This window comes from Micromonospora sp. NPDC048170 (assembly GCF_040652795.1).
In the GTDB taxonomy this organism is placed as follows: Bacteria; Actinomycetota; Actinomycetes; order Mycobacteriales; family Micromonosporaceae; genus Micromonospora.
This window is the reverse complement of record NZ_JBEZMR010000031.1, coordinates 38039-55353: the sequence shown is the minus strand read 5'-3', so window position 1 is coordinate 55353 and position 17315 is coordinate 38039. Positions and strand designations below refer to the sequence as shown.

13 protein-coding genes are annotated in these 17315 nt (G+C 74.7%); 7 read left to right on the top strand and 6 right to left on the bottom strand.

The window, feature by feature from the left end:
- The first annotated feature begins 90 nt into the window (after positions 1-90).
- Genes AB0D32_RS27660 through AB0D32_RS27630 form a run of 7 tightly spaced genes read left to right on the top strand, consistent with a single transcriptional unit; the run spans position 91 to position 10204 of the window.
- Positions 91-1110: a hypothetical protein gene (locus AB0D32_RS27660; RefSeq protein ID WP_357096343.1), complete on the top strand. Its 1020-nt coding sequence runs from the start codon at positions 91-93 to the stop codon at positions 1108-1110.
- Entirely contained in the window at positions 1107-3866 is a 2760-nt protein-coding gene (locus tag AB0D32_RS27655) for a thiopeptide-type bacteriocin biosynthesis protein (RefSeq protein WP_357096341.1), read from the top strand. The genes AB0D32_RS27660 and AB0D32_RS27655 overlap by 4 nt, the downstream gene beginning before the upstream one ends.
- Complete coding sequence (locus tag AB0D32_RS27650; protein ID WP_357096338.1) at positions 3859-4986, top strand: hypothetical protein; 1128 nt, start codon at positions 3859-3861, stop codon at positions 4984-4986. The genes AB0D32_RS27655 and AB0D32_RS27650 overlap by 8 nt, the downstream gene beginning before the upstream one ends.
- Positions 4983-7052, top strand: a complete 2070-nt coding sequence (locus AB0D32_RS27645) for an ATP-binding cassette domain-containing protein (protein WP_357096335.1) — start codon at positions 4983-4985, stop codon at positions 7050-7052. Before AB0D32_RS27650 ends, AB0D32_RS27645 begins: the two co-directional genes overlap by 4 nt.
- On the top strand, positions 7045-7884 hold the full coding sequence (locus tag AB0D32_RS27640; RefSeq protein ID WP_357096332.1) for a hypothetical protein: 840 nt from the start codon (positions 7045-7047) through the stop codon (positions 7882-7884). Before AB0D32_RS27645 ends, AB0D32_RS27640 begins: the two co-directional genes overlap by 8 nt.
- Positions 7881-9143: an FAD-binding protein gene (locus AB0D32_RS27635; protein ID WP_357096329.1), complete on the top strand. Its 1263-nt coding sequence runs from the start codon at positions 7881-7883 to the stop codon at positions 9141-9143. Before AB0D32_RS27640 ends, AB0D32_RS27635 begins: the two co-directional genes overlap by 4 nt.
- Positions 9140-10204, top strand: coding sequence for a glycosyltransferase (locus AB0D32_RS27630; protein ID WP_357096326.1), 1065 nt, complete (start codon positions 9140-9142; stop codon positions 10202-10204). Before AB0D32_RS27635 ends, AB0D32_RS27630 begins: the two co-directional genes overlap by 4 nt.
- Here the strand turns inward: AB0D32_RS27630 and AB0D32_RS27625 are convergent.
- Genes AB0D32_RS27625 through AB0D32_RS27600 form a run of 6 tightly spaced genes read right to left on the bottom strand, consistent with a single transcriptional unit; the run spans position 10144 to position 17293 of the window.
- Positions 10144-12306 carry a BTAD domain-containing putative transcriptional regulator gene (locus AB0D32_RS27625; protein WP_357096323.1) on the bottom strand — a complete coding sequence of 721 codons (2163 nt, stop codon included), beginning with the start codon at positions 12304-12306 and terminating at the stop codon, positions 10144-10146. The genes AB0D32_RS27630 and AB0D32_RS27625 overlap by 61 nt on opposite strands.
- Positions 12303-13226, bottom strand: coding sequence for a hypothetical protein (locus AB0D32_RS27620; RefSeq protein WP_357096320.1), 924 nt, complete (start codon positions 13224-13226; stop codon positions 12303-12305). Before AB0D32_RS27620 ends, AB0D32_RS27625 begins: the two co-directional genes overlap by 4 nt.
- The gene (locus AB0D32_RS27615; RefSeq protein WP_357096317.1) at positions 13223-14023 is read right to left on the bottom strand and encodes a methyltransferase domain-containing protein; all 801 of its coding nucleotides are present in this window, start codon (positions 14021-14023) and stop codon (positions 13223-13225) included. The genes AB0D32_RS27620 and AB0D32_RS27615 overlap by 4 nt, the downstream gene beginning before the upstream one ends.
- A complete protein-coding gene (locus AB0D32_RS27610) occupies positions 14008-15159 on the bottom strand; it encodes an aminotransferase class V-fold PLP-dependent enzyme (RefSeq protein WP_357096314.1) in 1152 nt (383 codons plus the stop codon). Before AB0D32_RS27610 ends, AB0D32_RS27615 begins: the two co-directional genes overlap by 16 nt.
- On the bottom strand, positions 15156-16205 hold the full coding sequence (locus tag AB0D32_RS27605; RefSeq protein WP_357096311.1) for an NAD-dependent epimerase/dehydratase family protein: 1050 nt from the start codon (positions 16203-16205) through the stop codon (positions 15156-15158). The genes AB0D32_RS27610 and AB0D32_RS27605 overlap by 4 nt, the downstream gene beginning before the upstream one ends.
- The gene (locus AB0D32_RS27600; protein ID WP_357096309.1) at positions 16202-17293 is read right to left on the bottom strand and encodes an NAD-dependent epimerase/dehydratase family protein; all 1092 of its coding nucleotides are present in this window, start codon (positions 17291-17293) and stop codon (positions 16202-16204) included. Before AB0D32_RS27600 ends, AB0D32_RS27605 begins: the two co-directional genes overlap by 4 nt.
- Between the last annotated feature and the right edge of the window lie 22 nt (positions 17294-17315).

Sequence of the window (17315 nt, the reverse complement as noted above, 5' to 3'; positions counted from 1 at the left end):
ATAGCGGGGGAGAAGCAGCCGGATAGCGGGACGGGCCAGACTGCGGTCCGCAGACTGAAGTACCCGGCCGGGGGCGGGAAGTATCCACCAATGCCTGACACTTGCCACAACACCCAATATGACGCCGGGGACCTGGCGCCGGTCGCCGTCCCGACGCAGACCGTGCCGGCCGTCCCGGCGGCGTGGCCGTACCCGTTGGTCTGGCGCCGCGACGGCCCGGAAGCCGGCAGCCTCGTACACGGCGTGGAACTGGTCCGCCAGGTGGCGACCGGGGACGTCAGCGAGGGTTGGCTGTGCATGATCGCCAACGGGACGGCGCACTACCTGTCGACCTTCGCCTCCGACGAACTGCTGGCGCGGTTGTACGTCGACGCCAACCAGGTGTTCGGTGTGGTGGCGCAGGCTGGCACGATCGTCACCGAGCCGGATGGCTCGCTGCGGGTCGACGGGCGCTGGCGGTTCGCCTCCGGCGCGGACCGCGCCACCTACCTCGCGATGGGCTGCGCGCCCGTGGAGGGCCGGCGCCGCACCGTGCTGCTGCCCCGTGCCCAGCTCCGGGTCGACGAACCGTGGGCCGGCCCAGGGATGCTCGCCACCACCAGTCACACCCTCCGCGCCGACCACCTCCCGCTCGTCCCGGACCACGTCGTCGACATGACGGACATCCCCTCGGGCCGGCCCGTCGGCATCCACGGCGACGCGGAACTCTTCCTGTGCAACATGCCCGCCGTGCCGCTCGGCCTGGCGGAGAGCCTGCTGGCGCTGCTCGGGCCGTCGGTCACCACCGCCTCCTCCTGGGGGGCGGTGTACAGCGACGCGTACAGCCGGTGCGTCGTTGCCCGGCGCGGCGTCACCGAACTGTTGCGTGACCTCGACAGCCTGGCCCGGGCCGGTCGGCTCGGCCCGTTCGCACCGCCGCTGCGCGCGGAGTTCCGGGCGCTGCTGTCCGGCGCGTACCACGTGGCGCTCGACGCGGCGCTGGCCCTCGTCAACGCCTGCGACACGACCGACCCCGCGCTGCGCAGCCGACTGGCGGCGGCCCGGCTGGACGGCGCCACCATGCGCCCGCACGCCGCGATGCGCTCCTACCTCGCCGGGCGGCCCGCGTGACCGGCCGCCCCGGTTCCGGGCTGAGCCCCGTGGACTGGTGCCTGGTCCGGGTGCCGATGCTGCCGGCGACCCCCCGGCCCGACCCGGCCGACACCGGCGCGGACGGTCTCTCCGACCGGCTGCTCGACCTGGCCGTCGCGTACGCGACGACGTACGGCCGCACGCCGGAACCGGACCAGGACGGCCGCGACGACCCGACGCTGCGGGCCATGTACGCCAGCCGGGCCCGGCACCGGCCCACTCCGTTCGGCCTGTTCGCCTTCTCCGCCCGCGCGGACCTGGTCGACCAGCCCAGCCCCACCACGGTCGACCTGGAGACCGAGGTCATGGTGCACCCGGTCGACGTGCCCCGGCCGGACGGCGGATGGTTGGTCAACCCCACGCTGGCCGCCGACGCCGGCCGCTGGATGTACGTCCGTCCGGACCGGGGCGGCGCCTCCTCCGCCCCCGACACCCCGGTGCTGCGACAGATCGCGCATCACCGGGAGAGCGGGCCCCGCCCGGCCGCCGACTGGATCGCCGACCTCGGCCAGGACCGGTTCGACCAGTACGTGGAGCGACGGGTGCTGCTGCCCGCGCACACGCCGGGACCCTTCGTGGACCCGGGCGCGTCGTCGCCGGTGGCGACGGTCGGCGCGGTCACCGGTCGGCCGTTCGACCGGGACCGGTTCGTCGACGCGTTCAGCAAGGTGCGACCCGCGCTGGACCGGGGCGCCGCGCGGACCCTGGTCGCCGGGGCGGCGCAGGTGCTGGGGATGACCTGGACGAGCAACCGGCTGTCGTCCCTGCGCGGCCACCTCGAGTCCGCCGTTACCGGCGGGGCCGTGCCGCTGTCCTGGTTGCTGAGCGCGCCGGTGGACCACCCGCTTGGAAGCTGGCGGCGGGATCCGGCTCCGACGACCGGAACAGCACCGCCGCCCGGTCCCGTACGGCGGCTGTTCGTGCCGGCCCGGGACCGGGACACCACGCTGGTCGACTGGTGGAACACCAGCCAGGACGTCGACGCGTGGCGGCCCAGACGGCCGGCCGACGGGGACGGGCCGACCGGCCCGGTGGCGGTCGCCGAGCCGCCCACCGGCATGGTCTGCGGGGTGTTGCTGGCCGCGCCGGTCTCCGACACCGACGTGTGGCTGAAGGTGGTCATGCCGGGGCTCTGGGCCGGGCCGGGCGCCCGGCTGGCCGACCTGGTGACGCTGCCCCCGCCGCCGGAGAACGCCGACCTGGGGCGGCTCACCGTCGAGCTGGGGTGGACGCCCACCGATGCCCGGGCGCCGCTGACCCGCCGGCCGGCGGGGTCGCTGCCCCGGCTCAACCTCAACCTGCCGCGTCGCCCCGGTGACATCGGGCTGGACGACCTGGCGGTGACGGTGTTCGACGGTCGCCTCCACCTCGTGTACCGGCGGGACGGCCGGCCGGTCGAACTCCGCTTCGACAGCCCGCTCAACCTGGACCAACCGCTCAACCCGTGGGTGGTACGGCTGCTGGGGATGATCGCCGCCGAGGGCAACGCCACCGGCCGGATGGTCGACCCGAGCTACCGGCTGCCACCGGGCTCGCCGATTCCCCGGATCACTGGCGGACGTTGCCTGTTCGCCCGGCGCGGGGTGGTACTGGACGACCGGCACCGGGCCGATCTTCTCGCCCTGGCCGGCGATCCGGCCGCGCTGGCCGGGGTGCTCACGGAGGTGGGCCTCGGCCCGGTGATCGAGGTGACCGAGCGCTCCGCCGACCTGACCATGCGCGTCGACGTCACCGATGCCGACCACCGCCGGTGGCTGGTCCGCCGGCTGCGCCGCCCCGGCCTGTTGGTGCTGCACGAGGCGCTGCCCGTGGCCACGCCGGTGACGTCCCGGCTCGGTGAGCACGCCCACGACGTCTGGGTGCCGTGGGTGCGGGTCGACGCCCGTCCCACCCCACGACTGTCGCCGACGCGGATCGTCGACCGGCCGCCGGCAGCGGACCCCGAGTGGACCAGCTGGTACGTCTACGCGCCCGACCGGATGGTGGAGACCTGGCTGGCCCGCCCGGACGTGCTCGCCCTGATGGACCGCGCCGAGCTGTTCTACATCCGCTACCGGGACGACCGCCCGCACCTGCGGCTGCGGTTGCGTGCGACGGCCGCCTCCCCGGAGTTGCTGGCCGACCTTCGCACCCACCTCGCCGCCTGGTCACCGCACCACCCCTGCCCGGTCGAGACGTACCCGTGGGTGCCCGAGGACCACCGGTACGGCGGCCCGGTCGCCCGCGCCGCGACCGTCCGCCACTTCTGTGCCGACTCGGCCTGGTGGACCCGACGTGTCGCGCGGGCACCCGAACCCGCCGGGCGGTACGCGCTCGCGGTGACCCGGATCGCCACCTGGTGCCACCAACTCGCCGCAGACGACGCGGTTGCCTTCCTGGCCAACCTGCGGGGCCTCGACCCCCGACTGCCGAGCAACCAGGCCCAACGGGAGTGGATGGCCACCTACCGGGCCGCCCGCACCGACCTGGACCGCCGGTTCGCGCAGGAGAGCGGCACCCCCGACCCGACCCTGGCGCACCTGGCCGGGCTGGACCCGGACGCCCGCGTGCTGACGTTCAACAGCATGATCCACATGACGGTGAACCGGGGTATGCCAGTTTCCCAGGCGGTGTCCCGCGAGCCGGAGATCGTGCTGGCCGCCGCCCGCGTACTCAGGGCGCGGGCGGCCCGCGCCGCGACGCCGGGCGGGGGACGGGCGTCCCGCGCCGCCCACCCGGGCGGTCCGGATGCCTGACACCGACGCCGCCGCGAACCTGCTCGCCCGGCTGGTCGCCGCCGTGCGGCACCGGCGCCGGGCGCCGGCGTCCGCCCTGGCCGGCATCGCGCTGCTGGCCCTGCGTCTCGACCGGCAGCCGCTCGCCGCCGCGTTGACCCGGGTCGCACTCGGCGGTGGTCCGGTCGCCGACGACCGGACCGCGTGGCTGCTGTGTCGACTCGCCGAGTACTGCCTCAGCGCCGCGCCGGATGACCGGGCGCTGGTCGCGGCGGCCCGACGGAAGGCCGTCGCGGTGCTCCACGAGCAGTACCGGTTCGACCTGGCTGCCGACCACGTCGACCTGATCAACGGGGCCGGCGGCGTGGGCATGCGGCTATGGGACGTCGCCGACGACGCGCTCCGCCGAGCCGTGGCACCCTCCCTGGCCGAGGCGGCCAACCAGATCGCCCGGCAGCCCACCAACGGCCTCTACCACGGCCGCAGCGGCGCCCTCCTGCTGCGGCGGATGCTGCACACGGTCCCCACCGCCGACACCGCGTCCGCTGCTCCCGCCGTCGCCGACACCGCTGGCGGCACCACCCCCGGCCCAACCGCTGCCCGGCGGGACACCGGCGATGCCGTGGTCGTCGACGACCTGGCCCGGCTGACCCCGGCCGCGCTGGACACCGGGGAGCTTGGCATCGGCGGGGTCACCCTCTGCTATGGGCTGCCGGGCATGGCCGTGGCCCTGGGACCCGACGTCGACCCCCGACTGGCGGCCGCGGTCGAGGGGACACCGGTCGCCGCCGCGTCGCTCACCCGGCTGGCCGCGCTGGTTGCCGACCCGGACAGCGACGAGACCCTCTGCCACGGGCTGGCCGGGGTGGGTCTGGCGATGCGGCTCGCCCCACTGTGGCGGCGTATCGTCCCCGACGATCTGCGGACCCGGCTCACCGACCGGCTCGTCGCCCACCTGGACCGTGCCGACGACGAGCAGGTGTACGCCACCTTCGACGTGCCGTCGGTGCACGCCATGCTCAGCGGGCCGCTCGGCGTCGCGCTGGCGCTGGCGGAGACAGCGAACCCGACCCCGCCCTGGTGGGGTGCCGGACTGAGCCTCGGCGACGGGACACCGACGGTGGCCGGAGGCGGAAGATGACGTTCACGCTGCAACAGCAGGACAACGACTGCGGCGTTCAGGCCCTGATCACCAGCCTGCGACTGCTGGGGCACGAACCGCCCGAGGCGCGGCTCCGGGAGGCCCTCGACATGCGGGGCGCCCGCTCGATGCGGGAACTGCGCGACACCGCCGCCGACGTCTGCGGCGTCCGCTACCGGGGCGTCCGCGACTGTCCGTTCGACACGCTCACCGTCGGCGCGGTGGTGCACCTGCAGGCCGAGCACTTCGTCACCGTGGTCGGCCGGCGGTTCCGCCGGGTACGGATCTTCGACCCGGCAACCGGGCCGGGCTGGCTGGACGAGCACGCCTACCGCGACCGCGCCTCCGGCTGGGTGCTGTTGCCCCAGGCCGACCCCGGGTCCGCCCCGGTGTCCGTGACCGGGCCTGTGCGGGTGTCCCGGTTCGGTTGGCTGCGCCCGCTGGTGAGCGCCGGCGGGCTCCGGTTCCGCCAGGTCGTCCCGGTCCTCGCGGTCAGCCTGCTGCTCTACACCGGCCTGACCCTGCTAAACCTCGTGCTGGTGCCGTACCTCAACCGGACCAGCATGGGTGGCGACGGCGCGCAGGTCGGGCTGCTGGTCGGTCTGATGCTCTTCTTCGTCATGCTCAGCGCGATGTTCTGGTTCCGGCACCGGCAGCTCACCACCCTGGGTCTGGCCTTCGACCGGGCGTTGATCACTCACCTGGTGGACCGGCTCTCCCGGACCGCCACGACGACCGAGACGTCCTCCGGCTCCCTGTTGCACCGGGTGATGACCGTCCGGGAGGTCCGCGAGGGAAGCACCACGATTGCCCTGTCGATCTTCACCAACGCCTGCGCCGTGGTGATCCTCATGGGCTTCATGATGTCCATGTCCCTGCCGCTCTCCGCGCTGGTCGCCGCCCTCGCCGTCGGGCATGTCGGGTTGACCACCCTGGCCCGCCGCCCGATCGTGCGCCACTACGACGAGCGGCTCCGGCTCGAGGGCGAGGTCCAGGACATCCTCATCACCCTCACCAAGGGCCTGTCCACGTTCCGGGGGCTGGGCGCCACCGGCCACCTGCGGACCGCCCACGAGCAACGCCTGGACCAGCTCAACGCCGCGATCCGGGCACTGCAGTTCCGGCTCTCCTGGATCAGCGGCCCGACCGAGGCGCTGCGCTTCGTCGGCCTCTACGCGATCCTGCTGGTCGGCTCGGTGCTGGTCGGCGCCGGCACGGTCAGCACCGGGGAACTCTTCGGGTTCCTCACCATGGGCGGGACGGTGATGTTCGCGATCGTCAGCATCGCGGAGAGCCTGCCGGCAACCGCCCAACTGGAACGCCAGCTGCGCTACGTCGCCACCCTGCTGGACCTGCCGGTCGTCCCGGCCGGCACGCACACCGATCCGCTGCCCGGCGCCCCGGCGGTGGTGCTGCGTGACGTCCGGGTCCACCGCCCCCGCGACCGCTTCGACCTGCGGCTGGACCTCCAAATCGAGAGGGGCGAAACGGTCACCGTCGGCGGGGCGAGCGGGGTCGGCAAGTCGACCATGGCGCGGATCGTCTGCGGGCTCGACCCGACCCCGTCGGGTTGGGCCGGTGCCTACGGCGTCCCCCTCGCCGAATGGGACCCGGACCGGCTTCGTCCGATGGTCTGCTACGTGCCGCCGCGGTCGGACTTCGCCCGCACCAACCTGCGGGACAGTCTGTGCAGCGGCGCCGACGACATCGGCGACGACGAACTCGACGAGGTGCTGCGCCTGTTCGAACTGGACGAGGTGCTGCGACCGTTACGGCTGGGCCTGCGCACCATCCTCCAGATCGACGGCGCCACCTTCAGCGCCGGTGAGGTGCAGCGTTTCGCCCTGGCCCGGGCGCTGCTGCGGCGGCCGTCGCTGCTCATCCTCGACGAGGCCACCAACTCCCTGGACCGGGCGATGGAGCTGCGGCTGCTGCGCGCCGTTCAGCAGCGGGTCGAGACCCTGGTGGTGGTCAGCCATCGGCCGGTCGCGGCGCACCTGGACAGCCGGCACCTCGAGATCGAGCGGGACGGCGACGGCGTCTCCCGGCTGGTGCCCGATGGCTGACGGACTGAACGGCGTGCACGCGTACTGGCGGGTCCCGGGCCGGCAGCCCCGCGCGTACCGGCAGCTCGCCGCCCTGACCTGGCTGCTCAGCATCCTCTCCTGGCGTCGGTACGCCGGCCCGGTGGAGCTGTACGCCGACGCCCCGACCACCGACTGGCTCGCCGGGTTGGGCTGGCTCGACCACTACGACCGGACCACTCTGCTCGACGACACCGGCCTCGACGACCGGTACGACCGCGCCGCCTGCTTCGCCCTGCCGAAGCTGCTCGCCCTCGCCCGGTTCCCGGCCGCCGTGCTGGTCGACACCGACGCCTACCTGCTCGCGCCGCTGCGGCTGGCCGGCCCCGGGTCGCACTTCGCCCACCTGGAACTCGGCGACGGCGACTTCTACGTCGGCCTGCACGGGCTGCGCAACCCGGCCGGGGTGGAGCTGCCCGACGCCCCGGAGCTGATCGGGAACACCTCGCTGTTCCGCGCCGCCGACCCCGCCCTGGCCAAGCGGATCAGCGCCGCCGGACTGGCCTTCCTGGCCGGCAACCCGGCCACCCCGGGCCGGGACGTCCACCTGCACATGACCGTCGCCGAACAGGTGCTCGCCACCCATCTCACGCTGCGTGCCGGGGCGCCGGTGGCCAGCGTCTTCGACGCCCGCTGGTCGACCCGGTCACTGCGGTGGCTGACCCCGCCACCGGCCTTCGGCCACCTGTGGAACCTCAAGCGCGGCGGCGGCCCCGACCAGCTCGTCGAGGTCTTCACCCAGGTCCGTCAAATTCTCGTCCGGGCGTACGGGATCGCGCCCGACCGGCTGCGCACAGTCCTGGAGCGAGCATGATCGGCACCGACCTGCCGGACCGGCTGACCAACACCGGCGCGGTGGTACGCCGGGCACCGGACTCCACCGTGCCCGGCGGACATCCGCCCGACTGGCTGGTCGAACCCGGGTCGCTGGCCGGACTCGTCGTCGCCGTCGGTCTGCTCAACGCCGCCGGAATCCGTTGGCGGGTCGACGCGCTCGGCCGCAACTGGGGCTACGACGACGCCCGGGTGCCCGAGCCCGGAGTGATCCTCCGGCTGGCCCGCCTCGACCGGCTCGACCTCGACCCGGAGTTGGGCCTGGCCACTGTGCAGCCGGGGGTCACCTTCGCCCGGTTGAAGGCGGCGCTGGACGACACCCGAGCCCCGTTCCGGCTGCCGGCGCCCGGATCGGGTCCGCACACCTCGGTGCTCGGCAACGCCCTCGACCGGGGGCTGCTCGCCGGCCTCGGCGAGCGGGAACAGCACTGCCGGGACTTCCTGGTGCTGGCCCGTGACGGCACGCTGTCCCGGCTCGACTGGACTGGGTACGAGGACGACCGGGTGCGCCGGGCCCTGCCCTACCCGGCCGGCCCGCATCGGCGCGGGTCGGTGTTCCAGACCGGCGGGCACGGCCCGGTCGTGGTCGAGCTGACCCACGTGCTGCCGGCCGCCGTGCCGTACACCGCGCCACTGGTCCTGCTCGCCGGCCCGGAACCCACCGAGGCCCTGCTGCGCTGCTGGCGGGAGCTGCTCCTGCAGCGGCTGGTGAACGGATCCCTGCTCCAGCCGCCGACCCGGCGTCGGATCCAGGGCGTGGTCACCACCCACGACGGTCTGGTGCTGCACCTGACCGTCGGCGCCGGGTCCCGGCCGATGCTCGGTGCCATCGTCGCCGAGGTCCGGCGGATCGCCGGGCAACACGGGCTACGGGTGGCCCTCGACGCGGCCGGCCCTCCCGACGACCTGCGGGTGATCGACGGACGCGCCGATCAGCCGGACGCGGTGGCGCAGAGCCCGGTGGGACTGGAGTGGCACACCACCTGCCTGCCGTTCGACCCGGCGCTCGTCGTCGCGTACTGGCGGGCCAGCCAGGAGGAGCCGGCGCTGACCGACGGCCCGTGGACGCTGCGCCCGCTGGACTCTCGGGCGCTGGTCTGGCTGGCCCCGCTGACCTACCGCAAGGACGACCCGGCGAGCCTGGCCGACCTGCGCCGGCGCGGGGCGGCGTTCGACCGGGTCCGGGAGGCGTTCGGGCTGCCCTCGTACCGTCAGGGCGGCCTGCGGGCGCCCCGGTGAGCCACCTGCTGGTCGTCAGCGTCCACCAGCTCACCGGTGGCCGCTCCGGGGAGGCCGTCCACCTGCGGCAGCTCGCCCGGGCGCTGACCGCCGCGGGGGACCGGGTCACCGTCCTGGACGGACCGCTGCACCCCGGCCGGCCGGTGGCCGACCCCGGCACCGTGCTGCGCCCGCTGCACGCCGACCTGGACCGGCTGCTCGACGCGGACCGGCCCGACGTGGCCCTGCTCTGGCCCGGCGCGCGGGGCGAGGAGACGCCGCTGGCCCGCCGGCTGGCCGACGCCGGGGTACGTCTGCTCCTCGAACACCCCGCCGCCGACCTGCCCCCTGCGCCGGGGACGGTCGACGTGGCCGCCGAGGTCGTCGTGCCGTCGCAGTTCGCGCGCCGGCATTTCGCCGCCGCGAGCGGCCGGTGGGCGCATGCCGTCGAACCGCTGCTGCGCGCCTGCGACTGCCCGCCCGACCGCCCGCCCGCCGCAGGCACCGGGCCGGTACGCGTCACCTTCGTCAATCCCGAACCCGCCAAGGGTCTCGGCGTCGTGCTCGCCGTGGCGCAGGCCAGCGCCGTGCACCGGCTGCCGTTCCGCTTCCGGATCGTGGAGGGCCGGTGGACCGCCGCCGAGCTGCGCCGCATCGGTGTCGACCCGGACCGGATCCCCCATGTGGAGGTGGTGCCGTTCCGGGAGGACGTCTGCGCCCTGTACGCGCAGACCGACCTGCTGCTCGCGCCGAGCCTGTGGCAGGAGAGCTTCGGGATGGTCGCGCGGGAGGCAACGGTGCACGGCGTACCGGTCGTGGCGACCCGGGTCGGCGGGCTGCCGGAGGCGGTCGGCGCGGGCGGGATCTGCCTCGATCCGCCGCCCTGCGACCCGAACTATGCGGTGGCGCTGGCCGGCTCGGAGATCCGGCGGTGGCTGGAGGCGATGGTCGCGGTCCTGCGCGGGGACCATCGGGCACCGGCTGGACTGCGGGCGGACAGCGCCGCCGCCACCGTCGTCGCCTACCGGGAACTCCTGCTCGGCCCGGCGACGGCCGGCACCGGCCGGCCCGCGCAGCCGTAACGGCGACCGCGTGCCAGAGCGGCGGCAACCCGTACGGCCAGCTGCGGCCAGTCCCGTTCCCCGGCGAGGACCAGCACCGCGGCGAGGTTCGCCCGCTCCTCACGCAGCCAGCCCGCCGGGTCGGCAAGGGCCCGCTCCCGCAGGTCCACCGGCAGGGCGTCCCGGCCGTCGCCGCGTGGCGGCCCCGGCGTGTCGATCCGCCGGACGGCCTCGGCGGCCAGCACGCCCCAGGTGTGCGCGGCGCGGGCCACGGGGTCGGCGGGCGGCGTGTCCCCGCCGCCGACGTCGGTGGCTATGAACGCGGCAACCAGTGGGTGCACGAGGTAGTGGTTCGGACCGGGCACCCCCCGGTGGGCCAGGATCAGCAGGTGGCGGCGGACCAGTTCGTCCAGAGCCCGGACCGCCTCGCGGGTGCCGAGGCCGGCGCAGGTCAGCGGCACCCAGTCCGGCACCGACGGCGTCGGCAGACGGACCACCGCCGACAGCACCCGGGTGGCCGTCGGACTCAGCGAGCGGTGTACGGCCGTCAGGCCGTCCCGGACCGAGATCCCGTCGACGGCGAGTTCGTCCAGCAGGTGCCGGGGATTGCCGAGCAGGTCCGCCAGGTCGGCCAGCCACGTCCCGGACCGGACCCGGGCCGCCGCGATCCGCAGCGCGAGCGGGTGCCCGCCGCAGGCCCGGACGACGGCGCGGGCCGCGCCCAACTCCGCGTCGACCCGCCCGACGTCGAGGTGTGCCGCCAGCAGGTCCAGTGCCGCCGTCTCCGGCAGCGGGTCTACCCGGTGCCGCCACGCCCCGGGCAGGTCCAGCATGTGTCGGCTGGTGACGACGATGCCGCAGGTCGGCGCGGCCGGGACGAGCGGCTGGACCTGGTCGACCGAGCCCGCGTCGTCTAGCACGACCAGTAGTTGCCGGTGCGCGACCAGGCTCCGGTACAGGGCGGCGCGTTCGGCCAGCGAGTAGGGAATGTCCCGGTGGTCCACACCGAGACCGCGCAGCGCCTCCGCCACGACGTGCCGGGGGCTGCGCGGTTGCGGGCCGCTGCCGCGCAGGTCGAGATAGAGGTGCCCGTCGGGGTGGCCGGCCGCGGCCGTGTGCGCGACGTGCACCGCCAGGGCGGTCTTACCGACGCCGGGCATCCCGTGCAGCAGCAGTACGGGTGGGGCTGGACAGCTGCCCGGGTGCTTCGCCCCACGCAGGCGGCCGGCGAGATGGGCCACGTCGTCGGCGCGGCCGGCGAACGGGTACGGGGCCGGCGGCAACTGGGCCGGGTCGCACGGCACCGGCGTGCCCGGACGCTCGTCGCCCGCCCCGGTGACCATTTCGGCTGGCGGGGCCTCCGCCAGGTTCAGCGCCGGATCCTGGCGCAGGATCGCCGTCTCCAGCTCGGACAGCGCCGGCCCGGGATCGAGCCCGAACTCGTCGGCGAGGATCTCGCGACCCCGACGGCCGACCCGCAGGGCGTCCGGCTGCCGGCCGCTGCGGTACAGCGCCAGCATGAGCTGCACCCGCAGCCGCTCCCGTAGCGGGTGTTCGGTGACGTGCTCGGTCAACTCGGCGATCAACCGGTGGTGCCGGCCGAGCGTCAGCTCCAGGTCGACCAGCCACTCGTACTCGTCGAGCCGGTGCTCCTCAAGCCGGGTGCGGGCCGGCTCCAGGAGGTCGCCACCGGCCCCGGAGAGCGCCGGGCCGCGCCACAGCGAAAGCGCCGAACGCATCAGGTCGGCGGCGGCCGCGCACCGTCCCCGCTCGGCCTCGGCCCGGGCCAGCAGCGCCCGGTCGGTGAAGAGGTTCAGGTCCAGTTGCTCCGGCCGCAGGTCCAACCGGTACCCGCCTGGCTGGGTGGTGATCGGCTCGTCCGGCGAACCGGCCGAACGGATGGCCCGGCGCAGCCCGTGGATGTCGGACTGGATCTGCGCACGCGCGGTGGCCGGTGGCGCGTCGCCCCAGGTCGCGCCGATCAGCCGGTCCACCGTGACCACCTGGTTGGCGTTGAGCAGCAGGTACGCCAGCACCGTCAGCCGGCGGGGCCGGTGGATCTCGACTGGTTGCGCTCCTACGGTGACCCCGACCGGGCCGAGCACCGTGAACCGCAGGGTCATGGCCCGGGCACCGGATCCGGGGCCCGGTCGCGCACCGCGGCGACCGCCGGGGCGAGGGGGGCGATCGCGGCGAGCCGGTCCAGGTCCGCCGGCCAGTGCCGGCTCACCTCGGTGACCAGTTGGCGTACGTACCGGGCCTGCCACACCGGGTCGATGGCGAGCATGCTCTTGCGGAACCAGGTGTGGCGGAACGGCACCCCGGTGGTGTCGCCGGACCAGTCCCGCCGCTGCGGATCCCAGACCGCCGGGATCACCGGCGCGCAGGTCAACCCGAGGCGGTCCGCTTCGAGCAGCACCAGCCGCTGCTCGCAGAAGGCGGGCAGGGCGACCGGATCGCAGCCGGCCGGGTCGGCGTTGCCACGCATGAACCGCGCCGCCGTCGCGGTGAAGGCGGCCCGGTGCCGGTCGTCGTTGAACACCGCCAGTGAGGTGTTCGCCGCCCAGTCCGGCGGTGTGCCGGTGACCCTGCCGGCGCCGGGAAGCCGGTCCAGCGGCGGGTAGATGTCGCCGTTGGCGCGTTCCCGGTGCGCGAAGACGAAGTCGGCCCGGGTGGTGTCGACCGCCCTGAGCAGGAACAGGTCCAGGTCCAGCATGGCCACCGGGGCGCGTTCGGCGGCCAGCGCCACCAGCTTGCCCCCGGTGTAGTAGACGACCGGGTCGATGTCGTCGGCAGCGATTCCGGAGAGGTCCTCGGCCACGTCGGCGTAGAGGTCGAGCAGTCCCAGCCGATCCAGCAGCCGGGCACCGTCATGGTCGGTGTGCAGCCCAACGGGCCCGTGGAACCGCTGCCAGGACCGGACCGACAGCACGGTCGTGACGATCTCCCAGGGGGCGAACTCGTGGGTGGCACCCTGAGCGCGGCTCGGCGCGGTCCAGAGGGTGTGGAAGGCCGGTACCCTGGCCGTCGGGACGTCGCTCATGCTTTCTCTCCCACCAGGTGCACGTGCCGCCCCAGCCGGGACAGCACCGGGTCCTCGCCGGCGGCGCGGTCCAGGGCGAACACCGCCTCCAGATCGACGGTCGAGTCGCCGGACGCGGCGGCGAGCACGTCGTTGAAGATCCGGACGCCGTAGTGGCCGACGACGCGCAGCCCGGCCGCCCGCATCCGCCGCGCGACTTCCTCGGCGGGCAACGCCGGGCGGGTGAACCGGTGCCCGTCGAGGCCGACCGTGAGGGCACCGGAACGCAGTTGGTCGAGCAGGTGCCCGGGGTCGGCGCCCCGCGCGGCGGCGGCCAGCAGTTGGCCGTACGAGTTGCTGACCACCACCGAGACCAGGCATCCGGCGGGCAGCGTACGCAGGCAGCCGTCCAGGGCGGCGACCCAGTCGGGCAGGTACTCCAGCACGTTGTGCAGGCTGAGCCCGTGCGGGGCCTGTCCGGCCACCAGCCGGGGGACGTCGTCGACGGTGCCGGCGACGACGTCGCACCGCTGGAGCAGCCTCGCCGAGGCCAGCCGGTGCCGCGCCGCGTCCCGCAGGTCGGCGGCGGGCTCGACGAGGGTGACCCGGCGGCCGTGGCCGGCCAGGTCGGCGGCGAGCAGCCCGTCCCCGGCCCCCACGTCCAGCCAGCTGCGGTGCGCGGCGGTCAGGTGCCGGCCGAGGTTCGCGATGATCAGCCGGTGCCGCAGCCGCTGCCACGGCGTCTCCTCCAGGGCCGCGTACTGCGCGGCGAGCCCGTCGAACGCGTGTGGTGCCGTCGGGTTCACAGCCTCTCCCACAGCCGCTCCAGGTCGTCGTCCGTGGTGTAGTAGTGCGGGGCCAGCCGGATGTGGTCGGTCCCCGGGCCGGGCAGCCGACGCACCGAGGTGACCACCCCGCCGGCCAGCAGGTGCCGGGCCAGGACGTCGGCGTCCACGTCGTCGCGGCGGAACGCGGTGATGCCGCTCCATCGCGCCACGTCGGCTCCCGGCACGTGGTAGCCGCGCCCGGTCAGGCCGGCGACCAGCGTCCCGCGCAGGGACCGCAGCCGGTCGGTCACGGCGGGCAGCCCCACTTCGGCGAGCAGGGTCAGCGCGGCCCGCAACCCGAGCAGGCCCAGCACGTTGAGCGAGCCCGGCTCGAACCGTCGGGCGTCCTCGGCGAGCGGCCCGTCGGCGGCGTACCGCTTCGGGTCTTCCAGGCTGTGCCAGCCGACTGCCGGCACCCGGAGCTGGTCCAGCAGCGCCCGGCGGACGTACAGCACGCCCATCCCGGCCGGCGCCAGCAGCCACTTGTGCCCGTCGGCGGCGAGGAAGTCGACGTCCCGGGCGTCGACCGGGAACGCGCCGAGGGTCTGGATCGCGTCGACGGCCAGCAGCACCGACCGCCCGCGCAGGGCCCGCCCGAGACCGGACAGGTCGACCACCGGCCGGCCGGTCACGAAGTGGGCGGTGGAGACGACCACCAGCCGGGTCCGGTCGTCGACGGCGCCGAGCACCTCGTCGCTGCCGAGCGGCGCGTCCCGGTACGGCAGGGTGGCCACCTCGACGCCCTGCTCGCGCAGGCCGGCCCAGGGCAGCAGCAGGCTGGGGAAGTCGTCGGCGAGGACGAGGACCCGATCCCCGGCCCGCCAGCGCAGCGCCCCGGCGACGGTGCCCAGCGAGGCCGACGTGGACGGGCTCAGCGCGATCTCGTCGGCGTCCACCCGGAGCAGGTCGGCGGCGAGCCGCCGGGTGTCGTCGGCCAGGCCGGGGCAGAGCAGGTCGAACTGGCCCTCGCCGGCGGCCCGGTGCAGGTAGCCGGTGACCGCGTCGACCACCGGTCGGGGCAGCGGCGCGACGGCGGCGTGGGCGAGGAAGGTCCGGTCCCGGGTCACCGGGAAGACCTCCGCCCGGTGCGCGGCGTCCCGCAGGAGCCGCTCCAGCGGCGCGCTCATCCGGGTGGACCCGTGGCGGCGTACCGGACGGTGCGGGCGAGCCCTTCGGCGAGCGGGACGGTCGGCGTCCAGCCCAGGTCGGTCCGGGCCCGGGTGACGTCCAGGCTCTTGACGATCGGCCGGTCTCGGCGGGGTCCCCGGAAGATCGGCACCCGGGCCACAGCGTCGTACGCCTCGCTGACCATCCGGACCACGTCACGGATGGCGGTGGGCCGCCCGGAGCCGAAGTTGTAGCAGTCACCGGGGTGCCGGGCGAGGCGTTCGGCGACCCGCAGGTAGCCCTCCACCATGTCGCCGACGTAGAGGAAGTCCAGGCGGGTCGTGCCGTCGTCGCGGTCGCCGAAGTCGTACGGGCCGCCCTCGCCGAGCCGCCGGATCGCGTGCGGCACCAGCCGGGAGGTCTGCCGGTCGCCGGGCCCGTAGGTGTTCATGAACCGGCACACCGAGGCGGGCAGGCCGAACGTGCGGGCGTACGCCTGCACGGCCACGTCGGCGGCGATCTTCGACGCGCCGTAGAGGTTCGCGGCGGCGCGCGCCGGATCGTCCTCACGCAGCGGCCGGTCGTCATGGTTCTCGCCGTAGTACCCGCCCGTGGAGGCGAAGACGAACGCCTCCACGTGGTCGACCCGACGGACCGCCTCCAGCAGGGTGTATGTGCCACCCGCGTTCACCGCGAGGGTGTCGGCCGGCGCGCGGACGCTCTCCGGCACCAGCGGCTGGGCGGCCAGGTGGAAGACCGCCTGAGGCCGCCACCGACGCAGCACCCCGGTGACCGCCGCCTCGTCGCGGACGTCACCCCCTACCACGTCGACCTGGGTCCGCGCCGGGCTGTCGGCGAGGACACCGGCCTGTTCCGGGTCCCGGTCGAGCACGCCCACCTCGGCGCCGAGCGCGACCAGTCGGATCACCAGGTGGCCGCCGCCGAACCCGCAGCCGCCGGTGACCAGCACCCGCCGGCCGGTCCAGAACGTCGCCGGGTCGACTGCGGACGGCCCGACCGGGATCGGGGGAGTCCCCGGACCGGCCGATGGGATCGACGCGCTCATCGCGTGGTGCCGGCGAGTACCGGACGCGCCGCCGGATCGAGGTGCCGAGCGCGGGCCGCCCGTACGGTCGCCCGAAGTCCCTGGTCGAAGTCGAACCGGGGGCGGAAGGAGGTGAATTCGCCGAATTTCGTGCCGTCAAGGTGCTGGCGGCTGATCGTGGTCACCCCCGGTGTCTGCCCCCGTACCACCACCCGGAACCCGTTCGCCATGATCCGTTCGGCGCGCTGCGGGTCGTGGTCGCGTTCGTGGCTTGCGGCGGCCTCGACGATCCTCCGCAGCACCTCCGGCGTGCTCAGGTTGACGCAGCCGGCGATGTTGAACACCTCGCCCCGGCAGGCCGGGCGGACGGCGGCGAGCAGCAGCGCCGCCACCACGTCGTCGACGTAGACGTAGTCCCGCCAGTGACCGATCGACTCGAAGTACAACTCCGGTGGCACCGGGCCGGTGGGGTCGAAGAGAAGCGACAATGACCGGGGGACCAGCCGGTAGCGGCAGTTCCGGTCGTCCGGGCCGAACACGTTGCACAGCCGCAGGACGACGGTGGGGATGCCGAAGGACTGGTGGAAGGCCTGCCCCATGACGTCCCCGGCGAGCTTCGCCGCATCGTAGATCCCGATGCCCCGCAGCGGGCTCTGCTCCGTGTATCGGTTGCCCTCCATCTCGCCGTAGACCTTGTCGGTGGAGGCGATGACCACCGAGTCGGGAACGGTGGCCGGCGAGCGGCGCAGTGCGTCGAGCAGGTTGACTGTGCCGATGGCGTTGGTGGCGATCGCGCCGGCCGGGTCCTGTGCCGCCCGCTCGATGACCGAGTACGCCGCCAGGTGGAACACCGACCGGAAAGGGCCGTCGGCCAGGGCCTGCTGGAGGTCCTGCGGGGACCGGATGTCGCCAGCGACGAAACGCAACCGCGACCCGGCCCCAGCCGGCAGAGTCGGTCGCACCCGCGCGGCCCGCTCCGGCGTCTGGTCGTTGTCGAAGACGGTGACCTCGCCGCCGAGGGCGAGCAGGTGCCGGACGAGGTGAGCGCCGACAAACCCGAGCCCGCCGGTCACCAGGTAACGGCCACCCGCCACCGTCGCGGCGGGCACCGGCCGCGCCTCGGGTTCCTGG